This window comes from Ectopseudomonas toyotomiensis (assembly GCF_900115695.1).
Taxonomy (GTDB): Bacteria; Pseudomonadota; Gammaproteobacteria; order Pseudomonadales; family Pseudomonadaceae; genus Aquipseudomonas; species Aquipseudomonas toyotomiensis.
Map to the genome: position 1 here is coordinate 65,097 of NZ_FOXK01000013.1, position 16,671 is coordinate 81,767.

A 16,671-nucleotide genomic window follows, 5' to 3' on the forward strand; every position below is an offset into this window, starting at 1 on the left:
TCGTAGCCCGGATGAAATCCGGGAATGACTGACACGATGGCCCAGGATTGCATCCGGGCTACAGAAGTGTCGTTCGCTGTTTCGCTCAGCATGTTTGCGATTACCGCACGAGGGTTCGATAATCGCCAGTTGCTGTTCATCGCCGTTTCGGAGTCATCATGAGCGAAACCCGTCCGCCGCTTACCAGTCTTGCTCCGCCGCCCTACGTATCGCCGGCCAAGCGTATCGAAGAGTTCGCTGGCGACCCCAACTTCATGACTTCCCTGGCCCGTGGCCTGGCGGTGATCAACGCCTTCCAGGAGCGCAAACGCCACCTGACCATCGCGCAGATCAGCCACCGCACCGAGATTCCCCGCGCCGCGGTGCGCCGCTGTCTGTACTCGCTGATGAAGCTGGGCTACGTCACCACCGACGGGCGCACCTATTCGCTGCTGCCCAAGGTGCTGACTCTGGGGCACGCTTACCTGTCGTCGACGCCGCTGGCGGTGTCCGCCCAGCCCTATCTCGACCGCTTGAGCGAGCAACTACACGAGGCCTGCAACCTGGCCACCCTGGAAGGCGAGCAGGTGCTCTACATCGCCCGCTCGGCGATTCCGCAGCGGCTGATCTCGGTGGACCTGAGCGTCGGCAGCCGCCTGCCGGCCTACTGCACGTCGATGGGGCGCATCCTGCTGGCCGCGCTGGACGACGACCAACTGCAGGACTACCTGGCTCACGCCGAGCTGCAGCCCAAGACCAGTCGCACCCTGCACACCCCCGAAGCGCTGTGGGAATGCCTGCAGCGCGTGCGCCATCAGGGCTGGTGCGTCGTCGATCAGGAGCTGGAGCAGGGCCTGCGTTCGCTGGCAGTGCCGGTATACGACTCGGCCGGCCACGTGCTGGCGGCGATGAACGTCAGCACCCACGCCGGTCGTGTGCCGGTCAGCGAGCTGGAGAAGCGTTACCTGCCGCTGATGTTGTCGGCCAGTCGAGAGTTGAGCGGGCAGTTGTTCCGCGCGGTGTAGGTGTTCGAAGGTGTTCGATAATCGCCCTATATGGCGATTATCGGATTGTTCTCTTCAGGGTCAGTTTTTAATGTGGCAGGTATCCACCGCGCTCGCTTCGGTGGCGCCTGCAACCTGACGAGAACAATACGATGGCCGACATCATCACGCTGCGCGACGCCATTTCGCGCCATGTCCAGGACGGCGATTGCGTCGCCCTCGAAGGCTTCACCCACCTGATTCCCACTGCTGCCGCTCATGAGCTGATCCGCCAGGGCAAGAAAGACCTGCACCTGGTGCGCATGACCCCGGACTTGGTCTACGACCTGTTGATCGGCGCCGGTTGTGCGCGCAAGCTGACCTTCTCCTGGGGCGGCAACCCCGGCGTCGGTTCGCTGCACCGCCTGCGCGACGCGGTCGAGAAGCACTGGCCGCACAAGCTGGAAATCAGCGAGCACAGCCACGCCGCCATGGCCAACGCCTACGTCGCTGGTGCCTCCAACCTGCCGTTCGCCGTGCTGCGCGGTTACCAGGGCTCCGACCTGGTCAAGGTCAACCCGGAGATCAAGTTCATCGAATGCCCGTTCACTGGCGAGAAGCTGGCCGCGATCCCCAGCGTGCGCCCGGACGTCACCGTGATCCACGCGCAAAAGGCCGACCGCAAGGGCAACGTGCTGATCCAGGGCATCCTGGGGGTGCAGAAAGAAGCCGCCCTGGCCGCCAAGCGTTGCATCGTCACCGTCGAAGAAATCGTCGACGACCTGCAGGCGCCGATGAACGCCTGCGTGTTGCCGACCTGGGCCATCAGTGCGGTCTGCGTGGTGCCCGGCGGTGCCCATCCGTCTTACGCCCATGGCTACTACGAGCGCGACAACCGCTTCTACCAGGCCTGGGACCCGATTGCCCGTGGCCGCGACACCTTCACCGCCTGGATCGATGAGTACATCCGCGGCACCGAGGATTTTGCGCAGTACCAGGCGAAAGTGAATGGGGAGGCCAAGTGATGAGCGCGTTCAACACCAATGAAATGATGACCGTGGCTGCCGCGCGCCGCCTCGGCAATGGCAGCGTGTGCTTCGTCGGCATCGGCCTGCCGTCCAAGGCCGCCAACCTGGCGCGCCTGACCCACGCACCGGAAGTGGTACTTATCTATGAGTCCGGCCCCATCGGCGCCAAGCCGAGCGTGTTGCCGCTGTCCATCGGTGACGGCGAGCTGGCCGAAACCGCCGACACCGTGGTGCCGACCGGCGAAATCTTCCGCTACTGGTTGCAGGGCGGGCGCATCGACGTCGGCTTCCTCGGCGCGGCCCAGGTCGACAAGTACGGCAACATCAACACCACCGTGATCGGCGACTACCACGCGCCGAAAGTGCGCCTGCCGGGCGCCGGTGGCGCCCCGGAAATTGCCGGCAGCGCGAAGAAGGTGCTGATCATCCTCAAGCAGGGCCACCGCACCTTCGTCGACAAGCTGGCCTTTATCACCTCGGTCGGCCACGGCGAGGGCGGCGATCACCGCAAGCGTCTGGGCCTGCCGGGCGACGGCCCGGTGGCGATCATCACCGACCTGTGCATCATGGAGCCGGAAGCCGGCAGTAACGAATTCATCGTCACTTCGCTGCATCCGGGCGTGACTCGCGAGCAGGTGATCGAGAACACCGGCTGGCAGATCCGCTTCGCCGACAACGTGAACACCACCGAGGCGCCGACCGCCGCGGAACTGGCTGCCCTGCGTGATCTGGAAGCGCGCACCGCCGCCGCCCACGGCCAGGCCGGAGGTGAAGAATGAGCCGCGACGTATTCATCTGCGATGCGGTGCGCACGCCGATTGGCCGCCTCAACGGCGCGTTGTCCGCAGTGCGCGCCGATGACCTGGCGGCGATTCCGCTCAAGGCGCTGATCGAGCGTAACCCGCAGGTCGACTGGAGCGCCGTGGACGAAGTGTTCATGGGCTGCGCCAACCAGTCCGGCGAGGACAACCGCAACGTCGCACGCATGGCGTTGCTGCTCGCCGGCCTGCCGGAAACGGTGCCGGGCGTGACCCTCAATCGCCTCTGCGCTTCGGGCATGGAAGCGGTGGGCGCTGCCTTCCGCGCCATCGCCACGGGCGAAATGGAGCTGGCCATCGCCGCTGGCGTCGAGTCCATGACCCGCGCACCCTACGTGATGGGCAAGGCCGACAGCGCCTTTGGCCGTGGCCAGAAGCTGGAAGACACCACCCTGGGCTGGCGCTTCGTCAACCCCCTGATGAAAGAGCAATACGGCGTCGACCCGATGCCGGTCACCGGTGACAACGTCGCCGAGGACTACGGCGTCAGCCGCGCCGATCAGGATGCCTTCGGCCTGCGCAGCCAGCAGCGTGCGGCGGCGGCTCAGGAGAGCGGTTACTACGCCGAGGAAATCGTCCCGGTAGTGATCAAGACCAAGAAGGGCGAGATCGTCGTCGACCGTGACGAGCACCCGCGTGCCGATACCACCGCCGAAGGCCTGGCCAAGCTCAAACCGGTCAATGGCGAAGGCAAGACCGTCACCGCCGGCAACGCCTCGGGCCTCAATGACGGCGCCTCGGCGATGATCCTGGCCTCTGCCGAAGCCGTTCAGAAGTACGGCCTCAAGCCGCGCGCCAAGGTGCTGGGCATGGCCAGCGGCGGCGTGGCGCCACGCATCATGGGCGTCGGCCCGGTGCCGGCGGTGCGCAAGCTGCTGGCGCGGCTGAACCTGAACATCGAGCAGTTCGACGTGATCGAGCTGAACGAAGCCTTCGCCGCTCAAGGCCTGGCCGTGACCCGCGACCTCGGTTTGCCGGACGACAGCGTCAAGGTCAACCCGAACGGCGGCGCCATCGCCCTCGGCCACCCGCTGGGCATGAGCGGCAATCGCCTGGTACTGACCGCCGTGCATCACCTGGAGAAGACCGGCGGCAAGCTTGGTCTGGCGACCATGTGCGTGGGCGTTGGGCAGGGTTTGGCGCTGGCGATTGAGCGGGTGTGAATGACATCTGTAGGGTGGGTCGGGCGGCGATCCGTTTTAGCCCACTGTCCACAGTGCGTGAAGGGATGGTGATTCGCTTCAATCCACTATGACCATAATGGTGGGCTGAAGCCCATCCTACGCGCTGTGCTTACCACCGCCGGTTGATGCCACACTTAGCCGTATATTTCTTCCAGGAGCGTTTCGCTCGTGAGCAACCAACTTTTCGATGCCTATTTCACCGCCCCGGCCATGCGCGCGATTTTCTGCGACGCCGGCCGGGTGCAGGGCATGCTCGACTTCGAGGCCGCGCTGGCGCGGGCCGAGGCACATGCGGAGCTGATCCCCGCCGAGGCCGTGGCGCCCATCGAGGCCGCCTGTAAAGCTGAGCTCTACGATTACCCGGCGCTGGCCCAGGCCATCGCCACCGCCGGCAACTCGGCGATTCCGCTGATCAAGGCCCTCGGCAAACGTATCGCCGCCAGCGATGCCGAGGCCGAGCGCTACGTGCATCTCGGCGCCACCAGCCAGGACGCCATGGACAGCGGCCTGGTGCTGCAGCTGCGCGCCGCTATCGACCTGATCGAAAGCGATCTCGCCACCCTGGCCGATGCCCTGGCGGCGCAGGCCGAGCGGCATGCCGACACGCCGCTGGCCGGACGCACCTGGCTGCAGCAGGCCACCCCGGTGACCCTGGGCATGAAGCTGGCCGGCGTGCTCGGCGCCATCACCCGTCATCGTCAGCGCCTCGCCGAGCTCAAGCCGCGCCTGCTGTGCCTGCAGTTCGGCGGCGCCTCGGGTAGCCTGGCGGCGCTCGGCGAGCAAGCCTGGCCGGTGGCCGAGGCGCTGGCCGCCGAGTTGCAGCTGACCCTGCCCGAGCAGCCCTGGCACACCCAGCGCGACCGCCTGGTGGAATTCGCCAGCCTGCTCGGGCTGATCGCCGGCAGCCTGGGCAAACTCGGCCGCGACCTCAGCCTGCTGATGCAGACCGAAGCCGGCGAGGTGTTCGAGCCTTCCGCGCCGGGCAAAGGCGGCTCGTCGACCATGCCGCACAAGCGCAACCCGGTGGGTGCCGCGGTGCTGATCGGCGCCGCTACTCGCGCGCCGGGCCTGGTGGCGACGATGCTGGCCGCCATGCCGCAGGAGCACGAGCGCAGCCTCGGCCTGTGGCACGCCGAGTGGGAAACCCTGCCGGAGCTGTGCTGCCTGGTCTCCGGTGCGCTGCAGCAGGCGCTGCTGGCGGTGCCGGGGCTGGAAGTGGACGCGGCGCGCATGCGCACCAACCTCGAACTGACCCAGGGCCTGGTGTTGGCCGAGGCGGTGAGCATCGCCCTGGCCCAGCGCATCGGTCGCGACGCCGCCCATCATCTGGTCGAGCACTGTTGCCGCCAGGCGGTGCAGCAGGGTGTGCACCTGCGCGCGGTGCTCGGCGCCAATGCCGAGGTCAGCGCAGAGCTGTCCGCCGCCGAGCTTGAGCGCCTGCTCGATCCGGCCCATTACCTGGGACAGGCCCGCCGCTGGGTGCAGCGGGCCGTCGCCGAACACACGCAATTTTCGCGTTAGGAGTTATCCATGCCTGCCGTACGTCTCGCCGATGGCGACCTCAACTACCTGCTCGAAGGCCCGGCCGGCGCGCCGGTGCTGGTGCTGTCCAACTCCCTCGGCACCGACCTGCATATGTGGGACGTGCAGATGCCAGCGCTGACCCGTCATTTCCAGGTGCTGCGCTACGACACCCGCGGCCATGGCCAGTCGCTGGTGACTGAAGGGCCCTACAGCATCGAGCAACTGGGCCGCGACGTGCTGGCTCTGCTCGATGCGCTGGATATCGCCAAGGCGCATTTCTGTGGGCTGTCCATGGGCGGGCTGATCGGCCAGTGGCTGGCGCTCAACGCGCCCGAGCGCATCGCACGCCTGGTGCTGTGCAATACCGCCGCCAAGATCGGCGCGCCGGAGGTGTGGAACCCGCGTATTGAAACCGTGCTGGCTGGCGGCGCGCAGGCCATGCGTGACCTGCGCGATGCCTCGATCTCTCGCTGGTTCACCGCCGGTTTCGCCGCCGCGCAGCCGCAGCAGGTCGAGCCCATCGTCGGCATGCTGGCGCAGACTTCGCCCGAAGGTTACGCCGCCAACTGTGCAGCGGTGCGCGATGCCGATTTTCGCGAGCAGCTTGCAGATATCCAGTCGCCAACGCTGATCGTCTGCGGCAGCCTCGATCCGGTGACCACTGTCGAGCACGGCCGCTTCATGCAGCAGCGCATCGAGGGCGCGAAGCTGGTGGAGTTCCACGCCGCGCACCTGTCCAACGTCGAGGCCGGCGTGGCCTTTACCCAGGCGCTGCTGGATTTCCTGAACCAATGAAACCATCGGTGCGCACGGCGCACCTTACGGTAGGGTGCGCTGTGCGCACCGGTGCTTAACCGGAGTGATGCAATGGACGAAAAACAACGCTACGAAGCCGGCATGCAGGTGCGCCGCGCGGTGCTGGGCGACGCCCATGTCGACCGCAGCCTGGAGAAACTCACGCCGTTCAACAGTGAGTTCCAGGAGATGATCACCCGTCACGCCTGGGGCGATATCTGGACGCGTCCCGGCCTGCCGCGTCATACCCGCAGCCTGATCACCATCGCCATGCTGATCGGTATGAACCGTGAGGGTGAGCTGCGCCTGCACCTGCGCGCGGCGAAGAACAATGGTGTGACCCGCGACGAGATCAAGGAAGTGCTCATGCAGAGCGCGATCTACTGCGGTATCCCGGCGGCCAACGCCACCTTCCACCTGGCCGAGGAGGTCTGGGACGAATTGGGCGTGGAATCGCTGGAAGACTGATTCGTACGAGCGATACAGCGCTGCCCGGACCACGCATCCGGGCGGCGCTTTTTTATGCCTGCCATCCATGGCTGGCCCATATCAGACCGCAGCCGCGTGACGTCCAGCGATATAGCCAAAGGTCAGCGCCGGACCAATGTTGATGCCACCCGAGGGGTAGTGCCCGCCCAGTGGGCTGGCCATGTCCGTACCGGCGGCATACAGGCCGGGGATAGGCTGGCCGACACCATCAAGTACGCGCGCATGGCCATCGGTGCGTAGCCCGGCAAAGGTGCCGAAGCAGCCCGGTTGTACTTTCACGGCATAGAAGGGGCCATGCTCGATAGGGGCTACGCAGGGGTTCGGACCGTTGTGCTGGGCATCGCCACTGCGACGGTTGAACGCGGTGCTGCCACGGCCGAACAGTGGGTCTTCGCCACGGCGCGCATGCTGGTTGAACTCGTCGACGGTGGCCACGAGCCCGAACGGGTCGATGCCGCAGGCCTGCGCCAGTGCTTCGAGGCTGTGGCCGCGCTTGAGGTAGCCGTTGCGGATATGTGGCCACAGCGGCACTGGCGCCGGGCGAGCGAAGCCAAGGCCGTAGCGGCGCTGAAAGCGGTGGTCGCAGATCAGCCAGGAGCAGGCTTGCTGATCCTCGGGAATGGCCTTGAGCATGGCGTCGACATAATCGTAGTAACCGCCTGCCTCGTTGACGAAACGCTTGCCGTTTTGCAGCACGCCGATGATGCCGGGCTTGCCGCGGTCGATGATGTGCGGAAAGTGGCCGACGCTGCCATCGGCGTAGGGCACCTTCGATACCGGCGCCCAGGCCACTGGCGAGCGTAGGTCGTCGGCCACATAGCCACCCGCTGATTCGCCCAGGCGCAGGCCGTCGCCGGAGCAACTGGCTGGCGGCAGGGCGAGGTTGTCATGGCCGCTGGCATCGCGCGGGAATATTGCCTTACGCCGCTCAGGATCGTTGGGAAAACCGCCGGCAGCCAGCACCACCGCTTTGGCCCGGATAGTAGTTTCTTCACCAGCGTGCAGCACCACGGCACCGCATATGTTGCCGTCTTCGATGATCAGGCGCTGCGCGGGCGTGGACACCATCATCTGCACACCCAGGTCCTGCGCCGAGCGCGCCAGGCGGGCGACCAGCGCCACGCCGTTGACCAGGTGCATGGCCCGTCCGTAGCGGGCCAGGTGATACAGATGGGTGGTAAAACGGCGGATGACATACAGCAGAGCCCTGGGCGAACGCGTCATGTTGAGGAAGGCGGCGAGATCGGCGCCAGCCATGATCGGCATGCCCATAAAGGACGTCTCGCGCATGGTCTTGCGCAGATGTGGCAGCAGGTCGAGCACTTCGCGGCCATCGTAGGGCGCGGCGATGACCTGATGGCCGCCGCTGGCAGCGCCGGGCGTGTCGCCGTGCATGTCGGGGATGCCGTTGCCGTCGACGAACTGCAGGGCAGTGTGCTGCTCGAAAAACGCCACCATATCGGGGCAGTGCTGCAGAAAGGCGTCCACCAGTTCGGGACGGTAATGCTCGCCGAGTTCGTTACGCAGGTAAGTGCGCGGCTGCTCGATATCCTCGACGATGCCAGCGCGCTGGGCCAGGGGGTTGCGCGGCGCCCACAGCCAGCCGCCGGACCAGGCGGTGGCACCACCCAGCACGGCGTCCTTCTCCACCAGAATCACCCGTTTGCCCAGGTGCGCAGCGCTGACTGCAGCGGCCAGACCGGCCGCGCCGGAGCCGACCACCAGCAGGTCGCAGTCGAGTGGGGCGTTGGCCATGGCAGATCTCCACATTTTTATTTATTGGAACTTGGTTCCGGATTTTATGTTGGGGCTGCCGAGGCGCCAAGCACTGTCGGATGATTCGCCGGGGAAGTCGTGCGGTTAGCGGTCAATTATTGTCGGGGTAGTGCGGATTCAATCCGAGAAAGGGTAGCGATTGCTTCGCTTACGAGCAGCGATGGTGGACAAGCTGCGCGTTGTCCACCCTACGGCCGTAAAGGCCGGTTCCTCGGCCTCAGGTACGAAAGCGGCCGATGCGCAGCTGCAATTCACCGCCCAGCCTGGCCAGCTCGGCGCTCGATAGCGCGGTCTGCTCGGTGGCGCTGGCGCTTTGCTCGCCGATGCCGCGTACGTTGTCCAGGCTGCGGTTGATCTCCAGGGCCACCGCACTCTGCTGTTCGGCCGCACTGGCGATCTGCTGGTTCATCTGTTCGATCAGAGTGACCGCCTGGTTGATGCGCGTCAGGCTCTGCCCGGCCAGCTTGACGCTGCTCATGGCGTCCTGGCTCAGCGTCTGGCTGGCCTGGGTCTGGGCGACGGCGGTCTGTACGCGGCTTTGCAGGCTGCTGATCAGCGCCTCGATCTCGCGGGCGGAGTCCTGAGTACGGCGCGCCAGCGCGCGCACTTCATCGGCGACAACAGCGAAACCGCGGCCTTGTTCACCGGCGCGTGCGGCTTCGATGGCGGCGTTGAGCGCGAGCAGGTTGGTCTGCTCGGCGACAGCCTTGATCACATCCAGCACAGTGCCGATGCGTTGGCTCTCGCCCTGCACCAGGCCAACGGTCTGCCCGGTATGCGCCACCTCGCTGGCCAGGCGCTCGATCTGCTCGACTACCTGGTGCACCTGGCGGTCGCCATCACGGGCCTGCAATTCTGCCTGTTGCGCGGCCTGCGATGCCTGCTCGGCATCACCGGCGACCTGCTGCACGCTGGTGACCATCTGTTGCATGGCGCAGGCCGTCTGGCTGGACTCTTCGCTCTGCTCGCGCACCCCCGCGCGGGTCTGTTCGCTGACTGCCGAGAGTTGCTCTGCCGCAGCGGCAATCTGTGTCGCGCTGCCACCGATCTGCTCGATCAGTTCGCGCAGGTGGTCGCGCATGGTTTGCAGGGCGCCCAGAAGCTGGCCGACCTCATCACGGCGCACGGCGATGTGACTGCCACTGAGATTGCCGGACGCGACCTGCTGGGCCAGTAGCAGGCAGTGTTGCAGCGGCCCGACGATCAGGCGGCGAATCAGCCAACTGGCGAGCAGAGCCAGTAGCAGCGCTGCAGTCGTGAGCAGGGCAAGGGTTTGCAGGGAGGTGCGGTTGCCCGCTTGCATGGTGCGTTGCTGGTGCTGCTGCAGGTCGTTGCCATGTTGCAGCATGACTTGCGCCAGATCGGCCAGTTGGCTGCGACTGCGCTGTTCGGCCTCGTGGCTGTGGCGATAGTGCTCGAAGGATTCGCGATAGCTGTCGAGTGCGCGCAGGGCCTCGTCCAGGGAGGCCTGCTGCAGGGCCGCGAGTTGTGCGCGCAGTTGCTGCGCCGCTTCGGTCATGCTGGCGAAGCGCATTTGCCAGAGATCGATATCGGCGCTGTCGCCGCTGCGGATGAACTGGCTTTCCGCCAGGCGCAGCTGCAGCAGCGTGTGGCTCAGGCGCGCCGCCGCCTCGGCCTGGTCGACGCTGCTCTGCGTGCCCGTTTCGCCATCGAACAATCGATCGCGAATCAGGTTGAACAGGTCCTGGGTGACCATTTCGAACTGGATCAGCGCTTCGTCGGCGCGTATCGCCATGCCGGTTTGCGCCGTGCTTGCCTGAGATTGCGTCGCGCGCAGTTGGGTGAATTGCTGCAGATAGGCGTCGTTGCCGTGCAGCAACAGCTGGAGTTGCTCGGCGTCGGTGGGCAAGTCAGCCAGCTGTGCGGCGATGCGCGCATGTTGCTCGGCGATGGCTGCTTCATGGCCAGCCAGCGGCGCCAGCAGATAATCCTTCTCCTGCAAGCGCAGTTGCAGGATCTGTTGCTTGAGGTCCGCCACCTGGAGCGACTGAGCGGCATGCCCGAGAATCTCGCTGGCGGTGCGCCAGCCACCCAGGGCTACTGCCAGGGTCAGCAGCATGACCAGTGAGAAGCCCAGCAGGAGTTTGTGCCCGACCTTGAGGTCGGCGCTACGTTCGATAATCCAGCGCATGGGGGTACTTCCTCGAACAGTTGCACATCAAAAAAAAGCCCGTCACGAGGACGGGCTGAACGTGCCGTAACACTAGGAGTCACTTGTGCAGCGATGTCGCGTGATGCTTACAGAATCGACAGCGGGTAGTTGATGATCAGGCGGTTCTCGTGCAGATCCTGGCCCACGTCACGGCGCACATCGGAGTTACGCCAGCGGATGCTCAGATTCTTCAGCGAGCCTTCCTGGATGGTGTAGGCCAGCTCGGACTCGCGGCCCCACTCTTCGGCATCGGTACGGCCGCCGGTGTGGATGTTGGAACCGCTGACGTAGCGGTTCATCAGGGTCAGGCCCGGGATGCCGAGGCCGGCGAAGTTGTAGTCGTGACGAACCTGCCAGGAGCGCTCTTCCGGGTTGTCGTAGCTGTTGGTGAAGCCGTCGTTGACCAGGGTGCCGCCACTGGCGCCGTCGATGCGCATGAACTTGGTGTCACCGCTCAGGCGCTGGTAGGCCACCATGAAGGTGTTGTTGCCGGTCTTGGCGGAGAGCGCACCCTGGTAGACCTTGTTGTCCAGGTTGCCGGCCTTGGCCGCGCCTTCTTCCTTGCCGGTGACATAGCCCAGGTTGGCACCCAGTACCCAGTCACCGACCGGTTGGCTGTGGGTCAGCTGCACGTAGCTCTGCTGGTAGACGTCTTCCAGGCGCGCGTGCCAGACGCCGACCATGGTGTTGTTGCCGTTGAAGCGGTACTCACCGCCGCCGAAGTTGAAGTCGTCGCCCTTCACGCCACTGAACGACATGTCTTCACGGCTGGCATCGTTGCGCTGGCTGTTCTTCCAGAACTGGCCGCCGTACAGGGTCAGGCCGTCGATCTCGTTGGAAGTCAGCTGCGCCCCCTGGAAGGTTTGCGGCAGCGAACGGCCGTCGTCAGCGCGCAGGATCGGCAGCACGGCGAACCACTCACCGACTTTCAGTTCGGTCTTGGAGAGCTTGGCCTTGGCCGCAACGGCAGTACGACCAAACTGGTCGGCGGCCTGGCCGTCGTCGTGGATCGGCATCAATTGGGTGTTGGCAGCGCCGCGATTGCCGTCCAGCTTGATGCTGTACAGACCGAGCACGTCCAGGCCAAAGCCAACGGTGCCTTCGGTGAAACCGGAGCGCGCATCGAGAATGAAGTTCTGCGTCCAGCCTTCGGCCTGACCCTGGCGCTCGCCACGGATCACGGGGTCGGTGCCGTTCAGGTAGTTACGGTTGAAGTAGTAGTTGCGCAGGCCGAGGGTGACCTTGGCGTCTTCGACGAAACCGGCGGCCTGAACGCCGACCGAGAGGCTGGAGGCCATGACTGCAACGGCGATTGCGCTGGGAGCGAGGTACAGAGTTTTTTTCATTGTTATCGTTTCCTTTTTCAAGGTTGAAAGCTCCCCTCCGCAGTGGCGGATAGGCTTCTACATCGGGGAGAGTGGTGGCAGTTATTCGGGGTTCAGCGGTGTTCGTCTGAATGCATCGCGAGTCCTCAGGTCAGCCAGCGCACCAGGCACAGGGTGATCGATGGGAAGAGCACGAGGATGACCACGCGCACGATGTCCGAGATCAGGAACGGCACGATGCCTCTGAAGGCTTCACTCATGGGGATATCGCGCGCCATGCCGGCAATCACGTAGACGTTCATGCCCAGTGGCGGGGTGACCATGCCGATCTCCACCACCATCAAGGCCAGGATGCCGAACCAGATGGCCTTCTCGGTCTGGTCCAGACCATAGAAGTCCAGCCCCATGATCACCGGGAAGAAGATCGGGATGGTCAGCAGGATCATCGACATGGTGTCCATCACGCAGCCGAGGATCAGGTACAGGACGAGGATCCCGGCCAGCACCAGGAACGGCGGCAGACCTGCGCCGCTGATGGTTTCGGCGATGAAGTTGGGCAATTGCGAGATGGCCAGGAAGGCGTTCATCACATCGGCGCCGAGCAGGATCATGAAAATCATGGCCGTGGTCACCCCGGTGCCCAGCAGCACCTCCTTGAGTTCGGCCAGACGCATCTTGCCCAGGGTGAAGGCGAAGAAGCCCGTGCCCACGGTGCCGATGGCTGCGGCCTCGGTCGGGGTGAACCAGCCGCCGTAGATACCCCCGAGCACCACCAGGAAAATCAGCAGTACCGGCCACACCCCCTGCTGCGCCTGCAGTCGCTGTTTCCAGCTCGAGCGCTCCTGCGCTGGCCCGGAGTCCGGGAACAGGCGCACATAGATGGCAATGGCGATCATGTAGCCGATGACCGCGAGAATGCCCGGCACGAAGGCGGCCATGAACAGCGTGGAGATGTTCTGCTGGGCGAGAATGGCGTAGATCACCAGCACCACCGAGGGTGGGATGAGAATGCCCAGGGTGCCGCCGGCCGCCAGGCAACCCACTGCCAGCGAGTTGGAGTACTTGTAGCGACGCAGTTCCGGCAAGGCTACCTGACCCATGGTCGCAGCGGTTGCCACCGATGAGCCACAGACCGCGCCGAAGGCTGCGCAGGAGCCAATGGAGGAGATCGCCAGGCCACCGCGCCAGTGCCCGACCATCGCGGCTGCGGCACGGAACAGGCCGGTAGCCAGGCCGCCACGCGAGGCGAACTGCCCCATCAGCAGAAACAGCGGGATCACCGACAGGTCGTACACGGTGTAGCGGGCGTAGGCCACTGTCTTCAGATAGTTGAGCAATGGGTCCCAGCCGCTGATCGAGACGTAGCCGCCAATACCGGTCAGCAGCATGGCGATGGCGATCGGAATACGGATGGCCAGCAGAACCAGGAGGAAGGCGAGAAAGAGTCCGCCCAATGCGACGCTGCTCATTGCTGGCCTCCCTCACCACGCTGGTCGAGCCAGGCGGTGTACAGGGAAACGACGGCCAGCAGGGCGAAAGACGGCGCGAAGGGCGTCATCGACCACCACATCGGAATACCCATGATGATCGACTCTTCACCGTTGCGGTAAGTGTCCAGCGTGCCGATTACCGAGCGCCAGGCCAGCAGCGCTGCACAGGCGGCCATCAGCAGACAGCCGAGGGTGTCGAGATAGCGCCGGGTGGTGGCCGAGGCGCGCAGGGTGAAGGCGTCGACGATGACGTTGCTACGACGCAGTTGGCACAGCGGCAGGAAACTCACCACGGCAATGCCGCAGCCCATTTGCACCAGCTCGACGTCACCGAGCAGTGGCGCATCGAACAGGCTGCGCATGGTGATGCTGTAGGCCGACAGCAGGGTGATGGCGACCAGCACCAGGCCACCAGCCAGGGCAAGCCAGCGTGCCAGGACATCGAGCAACTGGCCGAACAGGCGCATGCGTTGAGGCTGCCCGGGCAAGGCAGGGTTTTCGATCATGACAGGACTCCGCAAGACCGGCACCGCAAGTGCCGGCCAACACAACGAGGGTTAACGATCAGTGCGGCAGCTTGGCGTTGTAGCTTTCGATCAGGTCGCGCACTTCTTGCAGCAGCGCAGCACCGTTGTCGTTGCCCTTGCTCTCGACTTCCTTGATCCAGTCGTTGTCCAGCTTGCGGCCGATGGCCATCCACTTGGCCTGTTCTTCGGCGGGCAGTACATAGATCTCGTTGCCACGCGATTGCGCCAGTTGGTGCCCGGTCTCGATCACGTTGGTATCCCAGATATGGCCGGCCTGGCGTGAGAGTTCACGGCCGCTGTTGTCGTCGATGATCTTGCGCAGGTCATCGGGCAGGCTGGCGTACTTGGCCGGGTTCATTGCCAGCACCAGCGCGGTGTGCATCAGCGCCGGCTGACCCGGCGCCATTTCGGTGTGGTACTTGACCAGTTCCTGCAGCTTCAGTGCAGGGACCACGTCCCAGGGCAGCACGGCGCCATCGACCACACCCTTGGACAGCGCTTCTGGCACCTGCGGTACCGGCATGGCCACAGGGGTGGCGCCGAGCATGGAGATCAGCTTGGTGGAGATGCGGTTGGCCGAGCGCAGTTTCAGGCCACGGAAGTCTGCCAGACTACGCACCGGTTTTTTCGCCGTATGCAGCAGCGCGCCATCGGTCAGGTGAGTCGCGAGCAGATGCACGTCGGCGAACTCCTTCTGCCCGTGGGCTTCGAGGAAATCCCACATGGCCTGGCTGCTGGCTTCCGAAGAGCGGCTCATGAACGGCATCTCGAATGCCGATGCCAGAGGGAAGCGGCCGCTGGTGTAGCCGGGCAGGGTCCAGACGATGTCGGCAACGCCATCACGCGCCTGGTCGATCAGTTGTGGCGGGGTGCCGCCCAACTGCATGGAGGGGTAGAACTGAAACTGGATCCGACCATTGGATTCGGCGGTGATCTTCTCTGCCCAGGGCTTGAGAAAGTCGGCCTGGGTCACCGAGTGCGCTGGCAGGAAGTGGTGAACCTTGAGGGTGACCTCGGCCTCGTCGGCGTTGGCCCAGGTCATGACGCTGGTGGCAAGCAGCGTCAGCAAAGCCTTGGAAAGCTTGTGCATCGCAAATGTCCTTTCTTATTCATTGTTAGTAGGCGACTCAGGTACAGCCAAATTCGGCTGCAATACTGCCGCCGCTAGGATTCGCTGCTCGCATGGTGCGAGTTAGCGAGGGGCTATTCAATTCGATTAACGACTTAGTGTGCGATAAACGAACGAATTGCGTAGGGCTGGGACGCGCCGTCGGCGCGCCAGGCGATTATCGGTCAGGGGCTCCCGTGCGAGGGGGTAAGTTGCGTCGTCCTGCGGCTGAGAAATGCGCTATTCGATGGCCTCGTAGGGCAGGCCGACGTAGTTTTCGGCAATGGTTTTGCGCCCTGCTTCGGAGCTGACGAAGTAGTCCAGTTCGGTCTCCTGCATGCGCCGGCTGAAGGCATCGGTGTCGGGGAAACGATGCAGCATCGAGGTCATCCACCAGGAGAAACGCTCGGCCTTCCAGATGCGCCGCAGGCAGATCGCCGAGTAGTGTTCGAGCAGATCCACGCGGCCTTCGCGGTAGACCTTGAGCAGGATGCGGTACAGCGTGCTGACGTCGCTGGCGGCCAGGTTAAGGCCCTTGGCGCCGGTCGGCGGAACGATGTGCGCGGCATCACCGAGGAGAAACAAGCGGCCGTACTGCATCGGTTCGACGACGAAGCTGCGTAGCGGCGCGATGCTCTTTTCGATCGAAGGCCCGGTGATCAACTGGCTGGCGATATCGCTGGGCAGGCGGCGCTTGAGTTCGTCCCAGAAGCGCTCGTCGGACCAGTCTTCGACCTTCTCCTCGGCGCCCACCTGCACGTAGTAACGCGTGCGTGTCGGCGAGCGCATGCTGCACAGGGCGAAACCACGCGCGTGGTTGGCGTAGATCAGCTCCTCATGTACCGGCGGGGTGTCGGCGAGGATGCCCAGCCAGCCGAACGGATACACCCGCTCGAATTCCTGAAGTACCCCAGCCGGAATGGATTGTCGCGATACGCCGTGGAAGCCATCGCAACCCGCGATGTAATCGCACGCCAGGCGCTGCGTACGGCCCTCATGCTCGAAGGTCAGGTAAGGGCGCTCGCCCTTGAGTTCGTGCAACTGCACCTGGCTGGTGTTGTACAGGGTGACGGCGCCACTGGCCTGGCGTGCTTCCATCAGGTCGCGAGTGACTTCGGTCTGGCCGTAGACCATCACGCTCTTGCCACCGGTCAGCCCCTTGAGGTCGATGCGCTCGCAGCGGCCATCGAAGGCCAGCTGGAAACCATCGTGTGGCAGGCCTTCGCGATCCATGCGCGCAGCCACACCAGCCTCGCGCAGCAGGTCGACCATGCCCTGTTCGAGCACGCCAGCGCGGATGCGGCCGAGCACGTAGTCGGGGCTCTGGCGTTCGAGGATGACGTTGTCGATGCCGACGTTGTGCAGCAGTTGGCCGAGCAGCAGGCCGGAGGGGCCAGCGCCGATGATGGCGACCTGAGTGTTCATTATTGTTCTCCAGTAAGTGATCGGCTGTATGTCGATTCACATGCTCA

Annotated in this window: 14 protein-coding genes; 7 read left to right on the top strand and 7 right to left on the bottom strand. The window is 64.6% G+C overall.

Annotated features, from left to right (window positions below; translation table 11 throughout):
* Window positions 1-158: 158 nt before the first annotated feature.
* The 7 genes from BM186_RS22805 (at window position 159) to pcaC (ending at window position 6,779) form a co-directional block, all read left to right on the top strand.
* Window positions 159-1,004 carry an IclR family transcriptional regulator gene (locus tag BM186_RS22805; RefSeq protein ID WP_072424475.1) on the top strand — a complete coding sequence of 282 codons (846 nt, stop codon included), beginning with the start codon at window positions 159-161 and terminating at the stop codon, window positions 1,002-1,004.
* A gap of 131 nt (window positions 1,005-1,135) precedes the next feature.
* Entirely contained in the window at window positions 1,136-1,987 is an 852-nt protein-coding gene (locus BM186_RS22810) for a CoA transferase subunit A (protein WP_072424474.1), read from the top strand.
* A complete protein-coding gene (locus BM186_RS22815; RefSeq protein ID WP_074918586.1) occupies window positions 1,987-2,769 on the top strand; it encodes a CoA-transferase subunit beta in 783 nt (260 codons plus the stop codon). Before BM186_RS22810 ends, BM186_RS22815 begins: the two co-directional genes overlap by 1 nt.
* On the top strand, window positions 2,766-3,971 hold the full coding sequence (gene pcaF / locus BM186_RS22820; protein ID WP_074918588.1) for a 3-oxoadipyl-CoA thiolase: 1,206 nt from the start codon (window positions 2,766-2,768) through the stop codon (window positions 3,969-3,971). The genes BM186_RS22815 and pcaF overlap by 4 nt, the downstream gene beginning before the upstream one ends.
* Window positions 3,972-4,160: 189 nt before the next feature.
* Complete coding sequence (locus tag BM186_RS22825) at window positions 4,161-5,513, top strand: 3-carboxy-cis,cis-muconate cycloisomerase (RefSeq protein WP_074918590.1); 1,353 nt, start codon at window positions 4,161-4,163, stop codon at window positions 5,511-5,513.
* 9 nt (window positions 5,514-5,522) lie between these two features.
* Entirely contained in the window at window positions 5,523-6,311 is a 789-nt protein-coding gene (gene pcaD / locus BM186_RS22830) for a 3-oxoadipate enol-lactonase (protein WP_074918592.1), read from the top strand.
* A 72-nt stretch (window positions 6,312-6,383) separates the two neighbouring features.
* Window positions 6,384-6,779, top strand: coding sequence for a 4-carboxymuconolactone decarboxylase (pcaC, locus tag BM186_RS22835; protein ID WP_017675537.1), 396 nt, complete (start codon window positions 6,384-6,386; stop codon window positions 6,777-6,779).
* Between the two features lie 81 nt (window positions 6,780-6,860).
* Here the strand turns inward: pcaC and BM186_RS22840 are convergent, their stop codons facing one another.
* The 7 genes from BM186_RS22840 to pobA form a co-directional block, all read right to left on the bottom strand.
* On the bottom strand, window positions 6,861-8,555 hold the full coding sequence (locus tag BM186_RS22840; protein WP_074918594.1) for an FAD-dependent oxidoreductase: 1,695 nt from the start codon (window positions 8,553-8,555) through the stop codon (window positions 6,861-6,863).
* Between the two features lie 238 nt (window positions 8,556-8,793).
* The gene (locus BM186_RS22845) at window positions 8,794-10,728 is read right to left on the bottom strand and encodes a methyl-accepting chemotaxis protein (protein ID WP_074918596.1); all 1,935 of its coding nucleotides are present in this window, start codon (window positions 10,726-10,728) and stop codon (window positions 8,794-8,796) included.
* Between the two features lie 107 nt (window positions 10,729-10,835).
* On the bottom strand, window positions 10,836-12,095 hold the full coding sequence (locus BM186_RS22850) for an OprD family porin (RefSeq protein WP_074918597.1): 1,260 nt from the start codon (window positions 12,093-12,095) through the stop codon (window positions 10,836-10,838).
* Between the two features lie 125 nt (window positions 12,096-12,220).
* Window positions 12,221-13,543: a TRAP transporter large permease gene (locus BM186_RS22855; RefSeq protein WP_074918599.1), complete on the bottom strand. Its 1,323-nt coding sequence runs from the start codon at window positions 13,541-13,543 to the stop codon at window positions 12,221-12,223.
* Entirely contained in the window at window positions 13,540-14,070 is a 531-nt protein-coding gene (locus BM186_RS22860; RefSeq protein WP_241519886.1) for a TRAP transporter small permease, read from the bottom strand. The genes BM186_RS22855 and BM186_RS22860 overlap by 4 nt, the downstream gene beginning before the upstream one ends.
* Window positions 14,071-14,128: 58 nt before the next feature.
* Window positions 14,129-15,181, bottom strand: a complete 1,053-nt coding sequence (locus BM186_RS22865; protein ID WP_074918601.1) for a TRAP transporter substrate-binding protein — start codon at window positions 15,179-15,181, stop codon at window positions 14,129-14,131.
* 258 nt (window positions 15,182-15,439) lie between these two features.
* Window positions 15,440-16,624, bottom strand: coding sequence for a 4-hydroxybenzoate 3-monooxygenase (gene pobA / locus BM186_RS22870; protein WP_074918603.1), 1,185 nt, complete (start codon window positions 16,622-16,624; stop codon window positions 15,440-15,442).
* Between the last annotated feature and the right edge of the window lie 47 nt (window positions 16,625-16,671).

What these genes read in the sequence shown, in the direction of transcription:
- pobA (WP_074918603.1), bottom strand. Translation starts at nt 16,624, where the DNA reads ATGAACACTCAGGTCGCCATCATCGGCGCTGGCCCCTCCGGCCTGCTG.
- pcaD (WP_074918592.1), top strand. Translation starts at nt 5,523, where the DNA reads ATGCCTGCCGTACGTCTCGCCGATGGCGACCTCAACTACCTGCTCGAA.
- BM186_RS22840 (WP_074918594.1), bottom strand. Translation starts at nt 8,555, where the DNA reads ATGGCCAACGCCCCACTCGACTGCGACCTGCTGGTGGTCGGCTCCGGC.
- BM186_RS22845 (WP_074918596.1), bottom strand. Translation starts at nt 10,728, where the DNA reads ATGCGCTGGATTATCGAACGTAGCGCCGACCTCAAGGTCGGGCACAAA.
- BM186_RS22805 (WP_072424475.1), top strand. Translation starts at nt 159, where the DNA reads ATGAGCGAAACCCGTCCGCCGCTTACCAGTCTTGCTCCGCCGCCCTAC.
- pcaF (WP_074918588.1), top strand. Translation starts at nt 2,766, where the DNA reads ATGAGCCGCGACGTATTCATCTGCGATGCGGTGCGCACGCCGATTGGC.
- BM186_RS22860 (WP_241519886.1), bottom strand. Translation starts at nt 14,070, where the DNA reads ATGATCGAAAACCCTGCCTTGCCCGGGCAGCCTCAACGCATGCGCCTG.
- BM186_RS22855 (WP_074918599.1), bottom strand. Translation starts at nt 13,543, where the DNA reads ATGAGCAGCGTCGCATTGGGCGGACTCTTTCTCGCCTTCCTCCTGGTT.
- BM186_RS22865 (WP_074918601.1), bottom strand. Translation starts at nt 15,181, where the DNA reads ATGCACAAGCTTTCCAAGGCTTTGCTGACGCTGCTTGCCACCAGCGTC.
- BM186_RS22850 (WP_074918597.1), bottom strand. Translation starts at nt 12,095, where the DNA reads ATGAAAAAAACTCTGTACCTCGCTCCCAGCGCAATCGCCGTTGCAGTC.
- BM186_RS22810 (WP_072424474.1), top strand. Translation starts at nt 1,136, where the DNA reads ATGGCCGACATCATCACGCTGCGCGACGCCATTTCGCGCCATGTCCAG.
- BM186_RS22815 (WP_074918586.1), top strand. Translation starts at nt 1,987, where the DNA reads ATGAGCGCGTTCAACACCAATGAAATGATGACCGTGGCTGCCGCGCGC.
- pcaC (WP_017675537.1), top strand. Translation starts at nt 6,384, where the DNA reads ATGGACGAAAAACAACGCTACGAAGCCGGCATGCAGGTGCGCCGCGCG.